At 70.7% G+C, this 17,781-nt stretch carries 7 protein-coding genes; 6 read left to right on the top strand and 1 reads right to left on the bottom strand.

The genetic code is table 11. The features are described from left to right. Positions 1-29: 29 nt before the first annotated feature. The gene (locus tag ACZ6JY_RS03710; protein ID WP_469191825.1) at positions 30-962 is read left to right on the top strand and encodes a hypothetical protein; all 933 of its coding nucleotides are present in this window, start codon (positions 30-32) and stop codon (positions 960-962) included. Between the two features lie 4 nt (positions 963-966). On the opposite strand, the gene ACZ6JY_RS03715 is transcribed toward ACZ6JY_RS03710, so the two are convergent. After that, positions 967-2,532, bottom strand: a complete 1,566-nt coding sequence (locus ACZ6JY_RS03715) for a sigma-70 family RNA polymerase sigma factor (protein ID WP_469191827.1) — start codon at positions 2,530-2,532, stop codon at positions 967-969. A gap of 182 nt (positions 2,533-2,714) precedes the next feature. Between ACZ6JY_RS03715 and ACZ6JY_RS03720 the strand changes: the two genes are divergently transcribed. Genes ACZ6JY_RS03720 through ACZ6JY_RS03740 form a run of 5 tightly spaced genes read left to right on the top strand, consistent with a single transcriptional unit; the run spans position 2,715 to position 17,774 of the window. Beyond that, a complete protein-coding gene (locus ACZ6JY_RS03720) occupies positions 2,715-5,846 on the top strand; it encodes a helicase-related protein (RefSeq protein WP_469191828.1) in 3,132 nt (1,043 codons plus the stop codon). Next, positions 5,843-7,714, top strand: a complete 1,872-nt coding sequence (gene drmB / locus ACZ6JY_RS03725; RefSeq protein ID WP_469191830.1) for a DrmB family protein — start codon at positions 5,843-5,845, stop codon at positions 7,712-7,714. Before ACZ6JY_RS03720 ends, drmB begins: the two co-directional genes overlap by 4 nt. Next, positions 7,711-8,787, top strand: coding sequence for an AAA family ATPase (locus tag ACZ6JY_RS03730; RefSeq protein WP_469191832.1), 1,077 nt, complete (start codon positions 7,711-7,713; stop codon positions 8,785-8,787). The genes drmB and ACZ6JY_RS03730 overlap by 4 nt, the downstream gene beginning before the upstream one ends. A 60-nt stretch (positions 8,788-8,847) precedes the next feature. Then, on the top strand, positions 8,848-15,510 hold the full coding sequence (locus tag ACZ6JY_RS03735) for a DEAD/DEAH box helicase (RefSeq protein WP_469191834.1): 6,663 nt from the start codon (positions 8,848-8,850) through the stop codon (positions 15,508-15,510). Continuing rightward, the gene (locus tag ACZ6JY_RS03740; RefSeq protein WP_469191836.1) at positions 15,507-17,774 is read left to right on the top strand and encodes a UvrD-helicase domain-containing protein; all 2,268 of its coding nucleotides are present in this window, start codon (positions 15,507-15,509) and stop codon (positions 17,772-17,774) included. Before ACZ6JY_RS03735 ends, ACZ6JY_RS03740 begins: the two co-directional genes overlap by 4 nt. Positions 17,775-17,781 lie beyond the last annotated feature (7 nt).

A 17,781-nucleotide genomic window follows, 5' to 3' on the forward strand; every position in this document is an offset into this window, starting at 1 on the left:
GCATCGACAGAAGGGGGAGGAGGAAGAGCGTGCCGCTGCTGTTCCTGAACGAGCGGTCGTGGGCGACGACCTGTGACCGTGCGCGTGCCAACGAAGCAATGGCCGACTTCGTCGACGCAGTTCGTGCCGTCGTCAAGGAGGACCCGGACGAGACGGCTCTGGTGAGCGAGGTCGCCCGGGAGTCGCTGGAGATTGCCAAGGGGTACACGATAGGCGACTGGTTCCTCGACGATCCGAAGAACCGCGACCGGTGGCGGCGCCTGCGGGCCCTACAGAACAGATCTCCGGTCAAGAGCGTCTACCCGGCGCCGGACGCCGACGGCCATCTCGAATACCGCCACGAGGGCGAGAACGTCCTGGGTCTGGGGGCCGCGCACTTCATGGACGGCATCGCCGTCAGCCTCGCGGTGGCACCCGAGTGGACCCGGTCCTCGGTCACCCTCGAACGCCGCGCACTCGTCGAACTCGACGACGGATCACTGGAGTTCGCGCAGGACTCGGTCGACGTCCGGCACATCTCCGTGAAGACCCACGTCGACGACCATCTCGACTGGATACGGAAATCCCGCCTGGCGAAAGCGGACAGCGGCCGCCAGATCTGGGAACGCCGAGCCGACCTCTATCCGCACCTCCAGTTCCTGCCGCGCACCGAAGGCCACCTCACCGGCCTGGACCCCCGCTGGGTCGTGCCCGTACGGGGCTGCCTGGAACGGCTGGATGCGGCGGTGGCCCTCTGGGACCCGGCGACGCGGCACGAGCCGGAATGGCAGACCAAGGTCACTCCGGAGAGCCAGACGCGCAGAGAGGTCTGCCGCTTCAGCGACCTCGACGACGAGCGGCGCCTCTTCGAGCTGCACGCCCGCTTCACCCCGGGCATGGGCCGCATCTACTTCCGCCTGGTCCCGGAGGAGCGGGCCATCCGGCTGGCGCATATCGGCAGCAAGATCCGTCCGGACCTCTGACCCGTCAGAACAGCGTCTCCTGCCCCTCCGAAATCTTCGGCCGCTTGGCCCTGGCCACAACCGGAACGGCCTGCGTGAGCGGTGCCGGTGACGGCGGGGGAGCAGGAGTCGGAGGCGTCTCCTCGGGCGCCTGCGGCGTGCGTTTCCGCCGCCGCTTGCCCCGAGGCTCCGGGACCCCGCCCGCCAGTACCGTCTTCAACCGGTCCCGGGCCAGGGTCTCCACCTGGCGGATGCGCTCCCGCGTAAGGCCGTACTCCTGGCCGATGTCGTCCAGGGTCTGCCGCTCGCCGCCCACCAACCCACTGCGCCGCCGCATCACATCGGCCTCCCGCTCGGTCAGGCGGGCGCGGGCCAGCAACTCCTCCACACGCTCCCGGGAGTACTTGGGATGCAGCACCTCCTCCGGCGTGGGGGCCAGATGCAGCGCCGCCACCAGCTCACCCAGATGTGTCCCGTCGCCGATCTCGCGATCCAGGGAATCCGTCGGCCGGCTGATCCGGCGCACCGCGTCTACCTCGGCCACGGTGAGGTTCGCCGCCACGGCCACCGCGCCGGCGGAGAGCGACTGCCCCTGTGAGGCCAGCCGTGTCTCGGTCACGGCGACCTTGCGTACCTTCTCGTGAAGGTGAATGGGGATACGGATCACTCGACCCTCGTTGCCCAGCGCCCGCTCCATGGCCTGCCGGGCCCACCAGGTCGCGTACGTCGAAAACTTGAACCCCTTGCTCGGGTCGAATCGACAGGCCGCGTGCATCACCCCGATCACGCCGTGCTGCACCAGGTCCTCGTAGTCGAGGCCCTGGCCCTGTAACCGCTGCGCCAGCTTGTGCACGAGGCGGACGTTGTGCATGACCAGGGTCTCGTAGGCGCGGCGGCGGATGTCGGTGACGGGCAGGGCCGCGAGCTCGGTCTCCTCCGGCTTGTGGTCGATGTGCTCCGGTCCGCCCTTGAGGAGGACGCTGAGGCCTACCTCCTGCTCGGCGGTCAGCAGCGTCTTCCACGCGGTGTGCCGGAAACGGTCCTCATGCATGCGGGACCGCGCGGCGGCCATCGCCGCGTCCAGGTCCGTGAGGCCGTGGCTCTCGTCGCCGAGCTCCTCCGCCGGTGGTTCCTCATCGGTCTCGGCCCGTTCCGGAGGCTGCGCGGCCTCGGCCTGCCGGGGAGCCGGGATCGCGCCGATCGCCACCCCCTCGCCTTGGAGAGCCGACTTCAGTAACTCCCTCTCGGCAACGTCCAGTCCGCACAGCGACACCAGGCCGGCGAACGCGGGAGCCGGAACCAGGCCGGCCGCGACGTACTTGCGGGCGAGCCCCAGGACCCGGACGATACGCACACTCTCCAGGGATGGGACGGCTGCCCGCTCGACGACCAATCCCTGCTGCGCCAGAGCCACTTCCAGCCGTTGCAAACCCTCGGAATCCAGACCCAGCGGCGCCGTCACCGCTTGGAAGTCCTCCTCCGCCACCCGACCACCGCACGCGCGGCCGTGCAAGTCGGCCAGCAAGGTCGTCATCGCGCCGCGGAGTTCACGCACCCTGTTGCCCCGGGTGCTCGGTGCCTCTGCCGTCATGAGCAGACTGTGGCACAGGCCACTGACAATCGGTCCTGGAGTGCGGGAACGCTGCGTTCACTTGCCGTGGCTGGATGTGAGCGATTTTCCGATCCGGTGAGCGCCGTCCGGCATATGCCGGATACGATCTTGCGGACCGGTACGTTCGGTCATCAGGGGGCAACATGGGGGACGCGGGGGTCATGGGACCCAGAGAAGAACTCGTCGCGTTCGTACGCGATCAGCTCGTCGGACCTGCTCACGGCGAGCGCGAGACGGTGGCCTCCCCGCCCGACCGGCTGTACCTGATGGGCACCCTCTACCCCCAGGATGTCGACCTGCACCAGCAGTTGACGCTGGCCGCCGAGGTGCTCGACGCGCCGGGCGCGGAGGACCAGCGGGAGGACACCGCCCAACGGGACGACCCCGTGCCCGAAGCGAACTCCTGGCTTCCTTCCTCCCTCGGGTTGTCCCTGTTCACCACAGCCACCGAACTCCGCGTCACGGCCGAGGGCGCCCGCTACCTCACCGAGCGCGACGAGCACGGCCGGCGCCGCTGGCAGCGCATTCCGCTGCCCGCCGAGTCGCGCTCCTTCAAGCCGGGAGAGTCGGGCGTCCTCGTCTTCGGCGGGTGTGGTGGGATCCGGATGACCTGGCGGACGTTCGGACACGGCCGACTGGTCACGGTGGCCCTCGTCAACACGGCCCGTGCGCCCCGTCAGTCCCTCAGCGCCGCCGAGCGTGAGCGGCAGTGGGACAGCATGCTGTTCCAGGTGGGGCTCGACGTCGAGCCGGTCGACGGAGAGGTTCTTCCGTACCCCGGTGTCCGGCTCGCCAGCCGTGACGAGGAGGAGCAGGAACTCCGCCTTCAGTACCGGCACGTCGAGACTTACGCGATCGGCCATGGCTGCGGCGCTCGGGAAGAGCGTACGGGCGACGGCCGGGTGACGTGTGTCCACGCCGAGGTGATGCCGCAGACCGAGGTGCCCCGGGTGCGGGCGGCGGGACCGAAAGCCCCCGTGCTGCTGCTGGAGCGGCTCGCCGACGACACGCTCCCCGTAACTCAATTGCGCCGAGAACTCACCGATTTCGTGGATGGCTATCGCAGCTGGAGCGACAGCCAGTGGGCCACGGACGTGCCCTCCTCGGCCCGGCCCGCTGCCCGGCGCATCCTGGGGCGGATCAGCACCGCCGTACAACGCATGGAAACCGGCGTACAGGCCCTGTGCGCCGAGGAGAACGAGGACCTGCGGCGGGCCTTCCGTGCCGCGAACGCCGCCATGGCGCTCCAGATGCGGCACAGCGAACCCGACCAGGCCGGCCAGCGGCATGCCCGAGGTGCGGCCGTACAGCTGGAACCGGCCCCCGACCCGGCAGCCTCCTGGAGGCCCTTCCAGCTCGCCTTCTTCCTCATGGCGCTGGAAGGCGCGGCCGACCCGAACCATCCCGACCGGGAGACGGTCGACCTGATCTGGTTCCCGACCGGCGGCGGCAAGACGGAGGCGTATCTGCTGCTCGCCGCCTTCGTGATGGTCCTGCGCAGACTCCGGCCGCGCGGCACCTCGGGCGGCGGGACCGCCGTGCTGAGCCGGTACACGCTGTCGCTGCTGACCACACAACAGTTCCAGCGCGCCGCGACCACCGTATGCGCCCTGGAACGCCTCAGGCGGGCCGATCCGGCGGCACTCGGACGCGAACCGTTCTCCATCGGACTGTGGGTCGGCGAGGCGACGACTCCGAACTCCTACCAGTCGGCCGTGGAAGCCTTCGACGACGTGCGTGCCGCCGCCACCCCGGACGACCGCTTCATCCTCGACCGGTGCCCCTGGTGCGGCACCCGTATCGTGCCCGAACGCAAGTCCCCGGACCGCTCCGACTACGGCATCGACGCGCGTGCCTCGTCCTTCCGGTTCTTCTGCCCCCGCGACGACTGCGCCTTCCACGGCAAGCTGCCCGTGGCCGTCGTCGACGCACACCTCTACGACAAGCCCCCGACCTTCGTCCTCGGCACGGTCGACAAGTTCGCCCGGCTCGCCTGGGAACGGGACGCCGGACGGCTCTTCGGCCGCGGTGGCGCCCTGCCGCCCGATCTCGTCATCCAGGACGAGCTGCACCTGCTCACCGGCCCTCTCGGCACCACCGTCGGGCTGTACGAGGCGGCCATCCTGCAACTGTGCTCGCCCGCCCAGCAGGGGCCGAAGATCGTCGCCTCCACGGCGACCATCCGGCGCTCCGGCGAACAGGTCCGCAGACTGTACGGGCGACCCGTGCAGCTCTTCCCGCCCGCCGGCCTGGACGCGCGCTCCTCCTACTTCGCCGAGCCCGACACCGAACGGCCCGGCCGCCTGTACGTCGGGGTCATGGCACAGGGACACACCGCCGGCCGCGCCACCGTCGCCACCGCTGCCACTCTTCTCCAGGGGCCGTTGCAGCTGTCCGAGGAGCACCGCGACGACTACTGGACCCTGGTCGCCTACCACCACAGCCTGCGCGAACTCGGCCGCACTGTCACCGCCGCGTCCGACGACATCCCCGCCCAGCTCGGTGGTATCGGGCCGGTCACCGAACGGCGGGTGCTCACCGAAGGGCAGGTGCAGGAGCTCACCAGCAGCCTGAACCGTAGCGAACAGCCGCTTGTCCTCGACCGTTTGGAGAAGCCCTGGGACGATCCGGCGACCATCTCCCTGCTGCCCTGCACCAACATGCTCTCCGTGGGCGTGGACGTGAAGCGCCTGGCCCTGATGCTGATGCTCGGCCAGCCCAAGGCCACCGCCGAGTACATCCAGGCCACCAGCCGGGTCGGACGGCACGGCGTGCCCGGACTTGTCGTGACCTTCCTCAACGCCACCAAACCACGCGACCGTTCGCACTACGAGACCTTCGGCACGTACCACGCCGCCCTCTACCGGCACGTCGAGCCGACCACCGTGACGCCCTGGTCCGTGCCCTCCCGCAGACGCGCCCTGCACGCGGCCCTCGTGGTGCTCGTGCGGCACGGCCTCGGGCTCAGCGCCGAGGACGCGGCCGGTGATGTCCTCGACCGGGTCGCCGATGTGAGCACCCAGGCGGAACGGCTCGTGGAATGGGTCAGGCGCAGCGACCCGGCGGCGGCGGCCGGGGTCCGCGACGACCTCTTCGGGCTGTTCCAGGACTGGCAGGAAGCGGCGCGGCAGGCGCGGAGTGACGGCAAGCGCCTGCACTACCGCACCCAGGGCAAGGGGCAGCACAACCTGCTGCGCGACTTCGACCGCGGCGGAGGTCTGTGGGAGACCCCGCACTCCATGCGCAACGTCGACCGGGAATGCCAGGTCGTGGTGAAGGGAGCCGACGCATGAGCCGCCGCCGGGTGCGCCAGACACAGACCGTGGTGCCCTTCGGAGTAGGAGCCGTCCTCGACGTCCAGGGCGAGTCCTTCGTCGCCGCGGGCGTCGGCGACTGGCCCCGCGCCCACCAGGCGGTCTCCTCGCCCCGGCTCGCCGCGCGCCTCGGCGTCAGCGGCTTCCGAGCTGCGCCGCCCGCCCCGCACGACGCCTGGGACATCCCGGACGCCGCCGGACCGCCGTACATCCGCTTTCCCGCCTGGCTGTTCTGCCCGGCGTGCCGGCGTATGACGCACTGGAGGGTCGCCGATGAGCGGCCCGGCCAGCCGCCGCGCTGCCGCAGCTGCTCACCGCAGCGACAGCTCACTCCGATGCGGTTCGTCCAGATCTGCCCGTCAGGGCATCTCGGTGACGTCGACTGGTGGTACTGGGCGCACTCCGAACTCATGCCGGAGCAACGGGAGACCTGTCCTGACCGAGACCACTTGCGGTTCCGGTTCGAAGAGCGGGCGACCGGCCTGGAAGCCCTATCGGTGGCATGCACGGCCGACGGGTGCCGTGACGCGTCCCGTGACCTGCTCGACGTCCTCGGGGCCAAGCGAATGCGATGCACGGGGCGCAACCCGTGGCAGCGGCGGAGCGAAGCGGCCAAGGACTGCCCGGGGCCTGTGCAGATCGTCCAGCGCACCGCCGGCAACCTGTACTACCCGGTTGTCCACTCGGCCCTCGACATCCCAGAAAACGGAGAGTCCGCCACGGACGGAGACCTCGCCGAACGGGTACACCTCCACGACATGTGGCTCGCCCTGTGCAAGGCGCCCGACGGCCCGCGCGCCCCGCTCATCCGATCGATGATCACCGAGGACACGGGAGCCGATGACGTCCTTCTCGACGCCCTGCTCGCGGAGGAGACGGGCGCTCCGGCCGACGGGCCGGGGGAACACCCGGGGGGTCCCCCCCACCAAGTGGTGTATCCGGACTTGAGCAGCGAGGAATGGGCCGCTTTCATCGCCCCCGCGCCGGAACCCACCCGGGACTTCGTCATCCGGGACGTCGGGCTCGGGCTCGGGCTCGCGGACGAGACCGAGGCGCCATGGGTCGATCTGCGGGACAAGATCGCCCGCGTGGTCGTGGCCGAGCGGCTCCGTGAGGTGCGCGCCATCCAGGGCTTCAGCCGGGTCACCCCGACCGCCAGGTTCGTGCCGGTGGACACCGGCCGACGGGCCCGTTGGCTGCCCGCTGTCGAGGTCTTCGGCGAGGGAGTCTTCCTGGCCCTCGACGAGCGCCGACTGGCCGAGTGGGAGCGGGACCGCAATGTACGCGACCGGGTGCGCGGGCTCCGGGACGACCTCGATCGGGCGTTCCAGAAGGACCGGCTCGAAGCCCTCACCGGCCCCGACCTGCTGCCCCGGTTCGTCCTGTTGCACACCCTCGCACACCTCCTGGTCCGGCAGCTCTCCTTCGAGTCCGGGTATTCCACAGCCTCCCTGCGCGAACGCGTGTACGCCCGGTCCGGCGGCAACGCACAGGCGGGCGTCCTCGTCTACACCGCGGCGGGGGATGCCGAGGGCACCCTCGGTGGCCTGGTCCGCCAGGGCGAGCCGCCCCAGCTGGCCGAGACCCTGCTGCGGCTGACCGAGGCCGCCGCCTGGTGTTCGGCCGACCCGCTGTGCGCCGAACACAGCGGACAGGGCTACGCGAATCTCAACCGTGCGGCCTGCCACGCCTGTTGTCTGCTGCCCGAGACCAGCTGCGAGACCGGCAACGCCCTGCTCGACCGGGTGCTTCTCGTCGGTGGGGCGGGCGTCCCCGGTTACTTCGAGGACGTCATCACGGCGGCCCGGGAGCTCGCCGTCCGGGAGATCGAGGACGGCGACCGGTGAGCCTGACCTATCTGGACCTCAGCGAGGAACAGCAGGACCTGCTGCGCGACCTGCCGTTCGAAGGGCACCACCTGGTCACTGGGCCGCCGGGCTCCGGCAAGAGCGTCCTCGCCGCCCAGCGCGCCGGCCTGCTCGCCCTCACCGGCGTGCGGGTACACCTGCTCACCCGGTCCAACCTGCTGCGCCAGACGCTGGCGGTCCGCGGGGACGTCGAGATCTCCACCGTGCACGCGTGGATCCACGCCTGGCACCGGGCCCGTACCGGCGAAGGAGCCCCGCAGACGGCCGAGGACTGGTTCGACTGGTCCGAGCTGTTCGCCCTCGCCGCGGTGGAGGAGCCGGGCGAGCTGTTCGCCGTCGTCGTGGACGAAGGCCAGGACCTGCCTCGCCCCTTCTACCGGTTGTGCCGACTGCTCGGCGTCCCCGTCACCGTCTTCGCCGACGAGTGCCAGCGCATCACCGACACCCAGTCCACCCTCGACGAGATCAGCACGACGTTGCGGGACTGCGCCCGTCACCAGCTCACGGCCGGTCACCGCTCGACCCGGCCCGTCGCGGCCCTCGCCGCCCGCTTCCACACCGGAGCCACCCCGCCGCCCCTGCCGTCCCGCACCGGGCCCGTCCCCCGGCTGTGGCGGTACGCCGACCAGCGTGCCCTGGTGTCCCAGCTCGTCGCGCACGCCGAACGGTACCCGCGGCGCACCATCGGCGTGGTCCTGCGCTCGACACGACAGCAACTCGCCCTGCACGAACACCTGGAGCGCGTCGCGCCCCGGCTGCGCTCCCAGGTGTACGTCGGTGCCGCCGCCGAGGGCCGCCACCGCACGCTCGACCTGGAGCGGCCGGGGATCCGCGTCATCAGCCGGGCCAGCGCCAAGGGCCTGGAGTTCGACAGCGTCTTCGTGCCCGACATCCACACCGACAGCGGCGACCCGGGAGCGGCCGCGCTGCGGATGACGTACTACGTACTCCTCACCCGCGCGCGGGAAGAGCTCCACCTCGGGTACGAGGGGGATCGGGAGCCGCCGCCGGTCGCCGGCATCCCGGCCGACCTGCTGGTTCGAGCCGTATGAGATGTCGCAGCCCTATAGGACACTTCGTACCAGCCGTCATTCAGGACAAGGAGCCACCCGGTGCGCCCCACTCTCGCCGCCGAACAGGTCGGGGACAGCCTCACGCAGTACCTGACCACCACGTTCGCTCTCGCGGACGAGGGTGAACGGCGTGCGCTGGAGGACTTTCTGCGGCATGAGCAGGAAGGCATCTTCCGCGGCCCGTATCTGAGGATCCGCACGCCTTTCAAACCGGCTGGAAACGCCTGGAAGTCGGCCCTCGACTGGGTGCCCGAAGGCTTCGAGCCCTATCGGCACCAGGCGCAGGCCTGGCAGCGCCTGTCCACTCTTCGCAGGTCCGCTCTACCGACCCTGATCACCACCGGCACGGGATCGGGCAAGACTGAGTCCTTCCTGGTGCCCGTGCTCGACCACTGCCGCCGCGAGCGCGCGGCCGGTCGCGACGGTGTGAAGGCGATCCTTCTGTACCCGATGAACGCGCTCGCCACCGACCAGGCGCAACGTCTCAACGAACAGCTCAAGGACCCGCGTCTGGCCCAGGTGTCAGCCGCCCTTTACATCGGCGACGAGCCGGCCACCGGCTACGCGCGCGTGCAGACGGACCGGGCGCGCATCCGTGGCGGGCGGCCCGACATCCTCATCACCAACTACAAGATGCTGGACCTGCTGCTTCAGCGCGCCGAGGACGTCCCGCTGTGGCAGGGCGAGGCCCTCGCCTACGTCGTGGTCGACGAATTCCACACCTACGACGGTGCCCAGGGCACGGACGTCGCCATGCTGATGCGACGGCTCGGCGCCGCCACCGGCAAGGCGCGGCCCGGCCGCCCGCTCGGCGACGTGTGCCCCGTCGCCACCTCGGCGACTCTCGGCGAAAGCGCTCCCGCCGTGACGGGGGCCCCGCACCTGCCGGCGGCGGAAGGCGGCGGGACCATCCTCGACGTGGCGGCCCAGGTCTTCGGCACGCCGTTCGGCCCGGACTCGGTGGTCGGCGAGGACCGAATGACCGTCCAGCAGTTCGCCGGGAAGTCGGACTTCACCCTGCCCTTCCCGGGCCCGCAGGACGTCATCACCCTCGGAGACCCCCTGCGCGACCCCGACGCCATGGACCGCCTCGTGGACGCCTTCACCCGGCGGCCCGACGAGCACCGCGACCGCCCGCCGACCCCCGTCGAACTGGGCGGAATCCTGCGTACGCACAGGCTCACCGCGGCCGTCCTCGAAATCCTCGACGGACGGCCCAAGACCCGCACTGAGATCATGGACGCGCTGCCGCGCTACGCCTACCACTGGGGCGTGGCCGTCCAGCAGCAGCCCGAGGAAGCCGCGCAGGCCCTGTCCCGCTTCATCGCCCTCCTGTCCGTCGCGCAGGGCCCGGACAGCACGGCGGCACGGCCGCGACCGCTGTTGACAGTGGAGGTCCACCAGTGGGTGCGGTCGGTCTCGCGCGTGCTGCGCGGCATCGGGCCCAGGCCGGAGTTCCGCTGGGACGAAGACCGGCCCCAGGAGGAACAGGCGGCTTCCACCGGCACGGGCGAGGGCCCCGTCGCCGATGAGCCCGAGGCAGCGGCGGCCCTCGACTCCGCCGTCCCGCCGGCGAACGTCTTCCTGCCCGCCGTCCACTGCCGCCAGTGCGGACGGTCGGGCTGGGCCGCCCTATCCCGTGAACACGACCGCGCCGAACTGGAGATGAGCCCGGCAAAGATCCGGCAGGCGTCCCTCAGCAGGGACAAGCGGCTGGTGCGCACGCTGATCGCCGCAACGGTCACCGAGGCCCACCGGTCCGCCTTCGCCTCCGCCGAGGACACGGGACGGCGCGGCTCGGTCTTCGTCCTCGACGGAGAACAGGGACGCATCCGGCCCATCGACCCCGACAAGGACTTCGAACGCCCCGACGCCTACGGCGTTCATGCCGCCAAGGGGCTCCGGGACGCCGCGTTCGTCCGTGTCGACCTGATGAACGACCAGGCCGCCGCCGACGACCGCTGCCCCAACTGCGCCACCGGCAACGCCATCCGCTTCCTCGGCCGCGGACTCGCCCCCCTCGCCGCCGCCTCCATCACCCAGCTGTTCACCGGCGGTGAGCTGGCGCCCGGCCTTGAGCGGCGCACACTGCTGTTCAACGACTCCGTGCAGGACGCCGCCCACCGCGCGGGCTTCGTCGCCAACCGGGCCTATGACTTCTCCCTGCGCGCCCTGCTGGCGGCCCAGCTGGACGAGGAGACCGCGCGGCCGCTCAACGACATCGTGGCGGACTGCCTGGCCGAGGTCGTCGACCGTGACGTCCTCGCCGCCGTAGCACCCCCGGCCCTGCACGACATCCACGGCGTGGACCTCTTGCTATCGGGCCGCAGCAAGGGCAGCCGCGCCACCTGGGAGCTGGTCGGTGAGCGACTGTCGTTCGCCGCCGTCCTCGAATTCGGCCTGCGCTCCCGCCAGGGCCGCACCCTGGAACTGACGCGCACAGCCGCGGCCGAGGTCGACCTCCCCGATCCCGGGCAGGCCACCGACATCGTCCGGGACCTGCTCCAGCGGACTCCGGCTCTGGTGGCCCTGCCGGACGGCACCGTCCCGGACGAGGAACGCTTCCGCGGCTACATCCGCGGCATCCTGGAACGGCTGCGCATCCGAGGCGCCGTACGCCACCGCTGGCTCGATCCCTGGCTCGACGAGGCCGGAGTACGACGGTGGCTGGTATGGGGCGGACGGCCGTCGGGCATGCCCGCCTTCCCACCCGGCATCTCGGCACCCGCCTTCCTCCTCGACCGGGCCAAGGACAGGACACAGTTCGACACCCTCGGCTCGGCGCAGAACTGGTACCAGGACTGGACCACGCGCTGTCTGGGTCTGCCCCGCGACGCGGCCGCCGAGTTCATCCGCACCCTGCTGCCCCGCCTGGTCGAGGCAGGCATCCTCTGCGCCCACATCGCCAAGGACGGCGCGACCCGGGTCTACGGCCTCCAGCCCGGCCACATCCGGGCCCGTAAACTCGCCGACGAGATCGTGGGCGACGCCTACGCGCGCTGCCCCGTATGCTCCTGGCAGCAGACGGTCCACCCCGACCGGTTGGACGACTGGCACCGTCAGCCCTGCCCGCGCTACCAGTGCCCGGGAGAACTGCTCGCGGGCGCCGCCGAGCTCGGCAGCGAGTCGGTGGCCCGGCTGCGCGACTACACCAAGGACTACTACCGGCGCCTGTACCGGGAGACCGGCGCCTACACCGTGGTGACTGCCGAGCACACCGGCGCCCTGACGCGGAAGGAACGGGAGGCCGTCGAGGCCGAGTTCCGGCGCGGCACCCACTACACCGATCCCAATGTGTTGTCCTGCACCCCCACGCTCGAACTCGGCATCGACATCGGTGCCCTGTCGGCCGTGGTGCTCGCCTCCCTGCCCAAGGGCCCCGCGAACTACGTGCAGAGAGTCGGCCGTGCCGGACGCTCAAGCGGCAACGCCTACCTCCTCACCCTCGTCGACCGTGGCCCGCGCGACCTCTACTACCTCCAGGAGCCGCGGCAAATGATCGCGGGTGAGATCCACCCGCCGGGCTGCTACCTGTCGGCCGCCGAGATCCTGCGCCGCCAGTACGTGGCCCGCCTCGTCGACCTCGCGGCCCGCGGCTTGCTGCGCGGCCCCGATGAGGATGGCGCTCCCGAGGTTCTCCCGCTGCCCCGACTGGCCTCCACGCTGTTCGGCGACACCGGATGGCTCCACGACTTCACCGACGCGGCCCTGGCCCGGGGGGCACACCTCGTGGAGGAGTTCCTGGTCCTTTTCACGGACGAGGACGACGTGGCCGCCGTGGACGAGGAGACAGCCGTGGCCCTGCGCTCCTTTGCCACCGAAGGACTGCGCCCGGCTGTCGAACGAGCCGCCACCACCTGGGGGGAGCGCCTGGCCGACCTGCGCGCCCGCCTCACCGCGATCGACGAGGCCCGCTCCCAGCTCATCGCCGGCGACCCCGACCACGTCCGGCAGGACCGCGAACTGCGCGCCGAGCGGGCGGCTGTCGCCCGCCGGTTCGCCGAGATCGGCCGGGAGAGCGCCCACGGCACCCTCGTCGATCTCGGCCTGCTGCCCAACTACAGCCTGGTGGACGGTGGCACGGAATTGGAGGCGACCCTCACCTGGACCGGGGAGGGCGAGGACGGGAACACCACCTACGACAGCAAGGTCGTCAGCCATGAGCGGGCGGCCCGGCTGGCGCTCACGGACTACGCGCCCGGAAATTACTTCTACTTCAAGGGGTACAAGCACCGGATCTCCGGCTTGGACATAGGCAGCGCCGAACGCCCCAAGTGGCTGGTGTGGCGGGTGTGCCCCAGCTGCGGCTACGTCCGCACGCACCGGGCCGAGGACGACACGACTGCCTGCCCGCGCTGCCACGGCACTGCCATCGGCGACCGCGGCTGTCTGCACCGGGTGCTCCAGCCCACCCGCGTCACCTCCCGGGACCGGCGCGACGACGCCCGGGTCAGGGACGAGTCCGACGACCGCGAGAGGCTCACGTACACGGTCGTCACGGCCGTGGACATCCCCACCGAGGACATCGAGTCCGCGTGGCGGCACCAACAGGCGACCTTCGGTTGGGACTTCAGCCGCCGGGCCGCGGTCCGGGCCTTCAACCTCGGGCAAACCCGCTTCGACGTCCCGGCCACCGATTCCTTCGCGGGGGAGGACGTCCGGCTCAACCCGTTCTACGTGTGCACCCAGTGCGGCGGCGCCACGGCGAAGGGGCGGCCCGCGCCCGACCAGTCCCCGGACGCCCTGAGCCCGTCTCTCGCCCGCCGCCCCGACCGGTCCCATCACCGCCCCTGGTGCCCGCGCTTCCGGGGCCGGGGCCGCCCGGACGGCGACGTCTCCCTGCTGCTCGCCCACGAACTGCACACCGAGGCCCTGCGCATCCTGCTGCCCGCCGCCACGACCCACGTGGAGGAGCGGCTGTCCTCCTTCAAGGCGCTGCTGCGGGCCGGCATCGCCGAGACCTACGGCGGCAACCCCGACCACCTGGAGGCCGTCGTCGCCTCTATGCCCGACCAGTCGGGCGGCGGCGAGATCCGGCGTCGCTTCCTCGTTGTGTACGACACCCTTCCCGGCGGAACCGGCTATCTGCACCGCCTCGCCGACCCGGCCACCTTCCGGGACGTTCTCGTGGCGGCACGCCACCGCATCGACACCTGCCCCTGCAAAGAGGAAGGGAAGGCGGCCTGCCACCGATGCCTGCTGAGCCACGTCTCGGGCACCGAGTACGCACACGTCAGCCGGGTCGCGGCGCTCGGCATGCTGCGGGAGGTCTTGGGCGACGCGGTCGAGGGCTGGCAGATCGCCCCCGTCTCCGCCACCCATGAGATCCCTCTGGGGCGCCAGGTGGAGAGCGAACTCGAAGCCCGCTTCCTGGAAGGCCTCGTGGCCTGGGCCCGCCGCAAGGACACCCAGGCGAGCGTCCGGCACGCCCAGGACCCGTCCGGCACCATCGCCACGGACCTCAGGCTCACCGGACCGGACGGGCGAACCGTCGTCCACTGGCAGATCAAACCCCAGGAGGACCTCGGCTGGACCCGCCCGGACTTCGTGGCCCGCAGGCTGGACGCCGACCCCCTGCGCGTCGCGGTCTACCTCGACGGTTTCCAGTACCACGCCTCGGCCGACCACAACCGCATCGCCGAGGATGCGGCCCGCCGGGCCCGCCTCCGTGCCGAGGGCTGGATCGTGTTCCAGCTGACCTGGACCGACCTGGCCCGCTGGGACGGGGAGAAGGCCGCCTGCGCCCGGCCGGCCTGGGAGCCCTACCAGAACAACGCCATGCGGATCGCGGGTCAGGTCCTCCAAGGACAGTACGGTGGCGATCCGCGTGAGCTGCGCGACACGGTCTGGCAGAACCCGGTGGTCACCCTGCTGAAGTTCCTCGCCGATCCCGATCTGCGGCGGTGGCGACTGCGTGTTCAGGCAGCCTTGTCCGGTCTGATCGCGCTGCCGGAAGCGGTTCGGACGGCCACGACCGTGCAGGACGCGGCTACCCGGATCCACAAGTGCCTTCGTGAGGAGGACGCGCCTGGCGGGCAAGGGCCTGTTCAGGTGGTAAGAGTGACCGACGCGAGCGGATGCCTGCTCGTCCTCGCGGTCGACATGACACCGGGTCCCGTGGCCGCGGCCTGGACCGCGCTCGCCGTCCTGGACGACAGCTCCGAGGCCGTCACCAAGGATCCGGCGGCCCACCAGCACCGCTGGCAGGCCTGGCTGTACTGGGGCAACCTCATCCAGTTCCTCGCCGAGGGCGAAGGCGATGCCCGGCAATGTGCCGCGAGTGAGCTGCCGCTCTTCGACGCCGCGCAGCTCTCGGTCGCCGCGGGCGTGGGAGGACAGGCAGGCGGGCGGCCCCGGGCGGCCAGGGACGCTGCCTGGGAGGACGTGCTGCCCCTCCTCGACGAAGAGGAACCGGGGCTGCTCGACCTCACCCGCCGTCTCGCCGAGATGGGCGTACCAGCGGCCGAGGCGGGTTACGAGCTGAACGACTCCGGCTGGCAGGCCGAGCTGGCCTGGCCCGCCGCCAAGGCAGCCGTCGTCCTGGCCGCGGGTGAGCACGACGGCACCGACTACGAGGCGGCCGACCGTGACGCGGCGTTCGCCGCGGCCGGCTGGGACGCCCGGACCGCCCTCCAATGGGACCCCGCCGACCTCGCACGACGTATCGCCGGAACGGACCGCACGGGAGCAGACGAACGATGACCACGCCCATCCCCGCCGCACCGACCAAGGTCACGCTGCGCCTGCTGGAGAAGACCGACCGGGAGATCGTCAAGCTCGACCGTGCGATCGTCGGTGCCGTCTACAAGTTCCAGCACGACTTCCGGGCCAACCCCCGCCATCCGGGCCTGCGGCTGAAGCAGCTCGAGGGCCATGACCGCCTGTACTCCGCGCGCGTCAACGCCGACTACCGGGCCCTCCTGCTGCACCTGAGCGAGTCGGAGTGGTTGCTGGTCGCCGTCAAGCACCGGGGGCACGTGTACGAGAACCTCGACCGTCTCTCGTACGGGATCAACCAGGTCACCGGCAGCATCGACTACGTCGACCTGGAGATCGTCGAGTCCGGCGTGCTGCGCAAGGGACGCCCGCCGGTGTCCCGCTCGGCCGCTGCGACGCCCCAGCCGGTGCAGGAGCGTCCGCTGTTCGCCGACGTCAAGCCGGAGCAGCTCGTGGAGCTCGGCGTGGCGGAGCCCCTCATCCCGGTCGTCGCTCGGCTGACCTCCGACGAGGAGCTGCTCGGCCTCGTCGAGTACGCTCCGCGGCACACTGGCGAGGTGCTGTTGCGGCTGCGCGACACCCCGTATCAGCAGGTCCTCGAAGAGGTCACCAAACCGGTCGAGGTCGACGACATCGACCCGGAGGACTACCAGGCGGCGGCCGAGCGCACCGACACCACGGTCATCACGACGGACAAGGACCTCGAAAGCATCATCGAGGAGGGCGACTTCGGACGCTGGAAGGTGTTCCTTCACCCCACCCAGAAGCGGCTCGTGACCCGCCGTTACTCAGGTCCGGCCCGGGTCGGCGGCGGCCCTGGCACCGGCAAGACGATTGTCGCCCTGCATCGGGTGAAGCACCTCGTGGACCGGCTGGGCTCCGGCAACAACAAGCAGATCCTGCTGACCACCTTCAACAAGAACCTGGCTGCGGACCTCCGCGCGCGGCTGCTGGCCCTCGGTGGCCCCGAGACCGTGGCCCGGGTGGAGATCGCGCACGTCGACCAGCTGGCGACCCGGGTGGTTCGGGAGGCGGACCCGGGCAGCGTCAAGAGCCGTATCGACGACACACGCGCTCTGAACGAGTGGCGGCAGATATTGCTCGAAACCGGCGAGACCAAGTGGGATGCCGGATTCCTGATGGACGAGTGGACCCAGGTCATCCTCGGCCAGGCGGTCAACTCCCGAGCCGGATACTTCAAAGCGCGCCGAGCCGGGCGGGGCAGGAGCATCACCCGCGCGGACCGGGCCGACATCTGGCAGCTGACCGAAAGGTTCACCCAGAGGCTCGACGAGAGGAATCTGGAGACCCACCGCCAGGTCGCCGAACGGGCCGCTCGTCTGGAGATGGAACGCACGGCACGGATCGAGGCGGCGGCGCGGGACAAAGAGGAGCGCGGTGGTCTCGGCAACGTGCACGCCGAGGCGGCGACGGGCGCCTGGCAGCGGTATCGATACCGGCACATCGTCGTGGACGAAGCCCAGGACCTGGCTGCCGTCCACTGGAAGATGCTGCGGGCCATGGTTGCCGCCGGGCCCGACGACATCTTCCTCGTCGGCGACACCCATCAGCGCATCTACGACAATCGCGTCACCTTGGGCAGCCTCGGCGTACACATTCGTGGCCGTTCCGCCAAGCTCACTTTGAGCTACCGGACCACCCGCGAAATCCTCAAGTCCGCCCTCGGTGTGCTCGGCGACGAACGCTACGACGATCTGGACGGCGACGCGGAGACCCTGGCCGGTTACCGCTCGGTTCTGTACGGGAGCGAGCCCGTGGTGCGACGCACCTCCTCCTCCGAGGAGGAACTGGACGCGATCACCGAGCAGGTCAAGGCCTGGCACGACATCCGTCGTGAGGACATCGCGGTGTGCGTCCCGACGAATGACATGGTCACCCAAGTCGTGGCCCGGCTGGCCAAGAACGGCATCGTGTCCGCTGAAATCACGGCCGACGGTCCTCGGGGCGACGAGGGTGTGCACATCGGCACGATGTACCGGTTCAAGGGGCTTGAGTATCAGCGGATGGTCATCGCGGGCGTACAAAAGGGCCTTGTCCCAAGGGCCTCCGTGGAGGCATTGCGCCGTACCGACCCGGCCCGTTACCAGGTGGAGTGCAAGCGGGCCCGATCACTGCTCTTCGTCGCCGCGACACGGGCCAGGGACGCGCTCACCATCATCTGGCACGGGGAGCCGAGCCCGCTGGTGAGAGGCGTGGTGGCCACTGCTGCTACCCGCTGGGGAGAGTGACCCTTTC

The organism is Streptomyces sp. NPDC046335 (genome assembly GCF_055587985.1).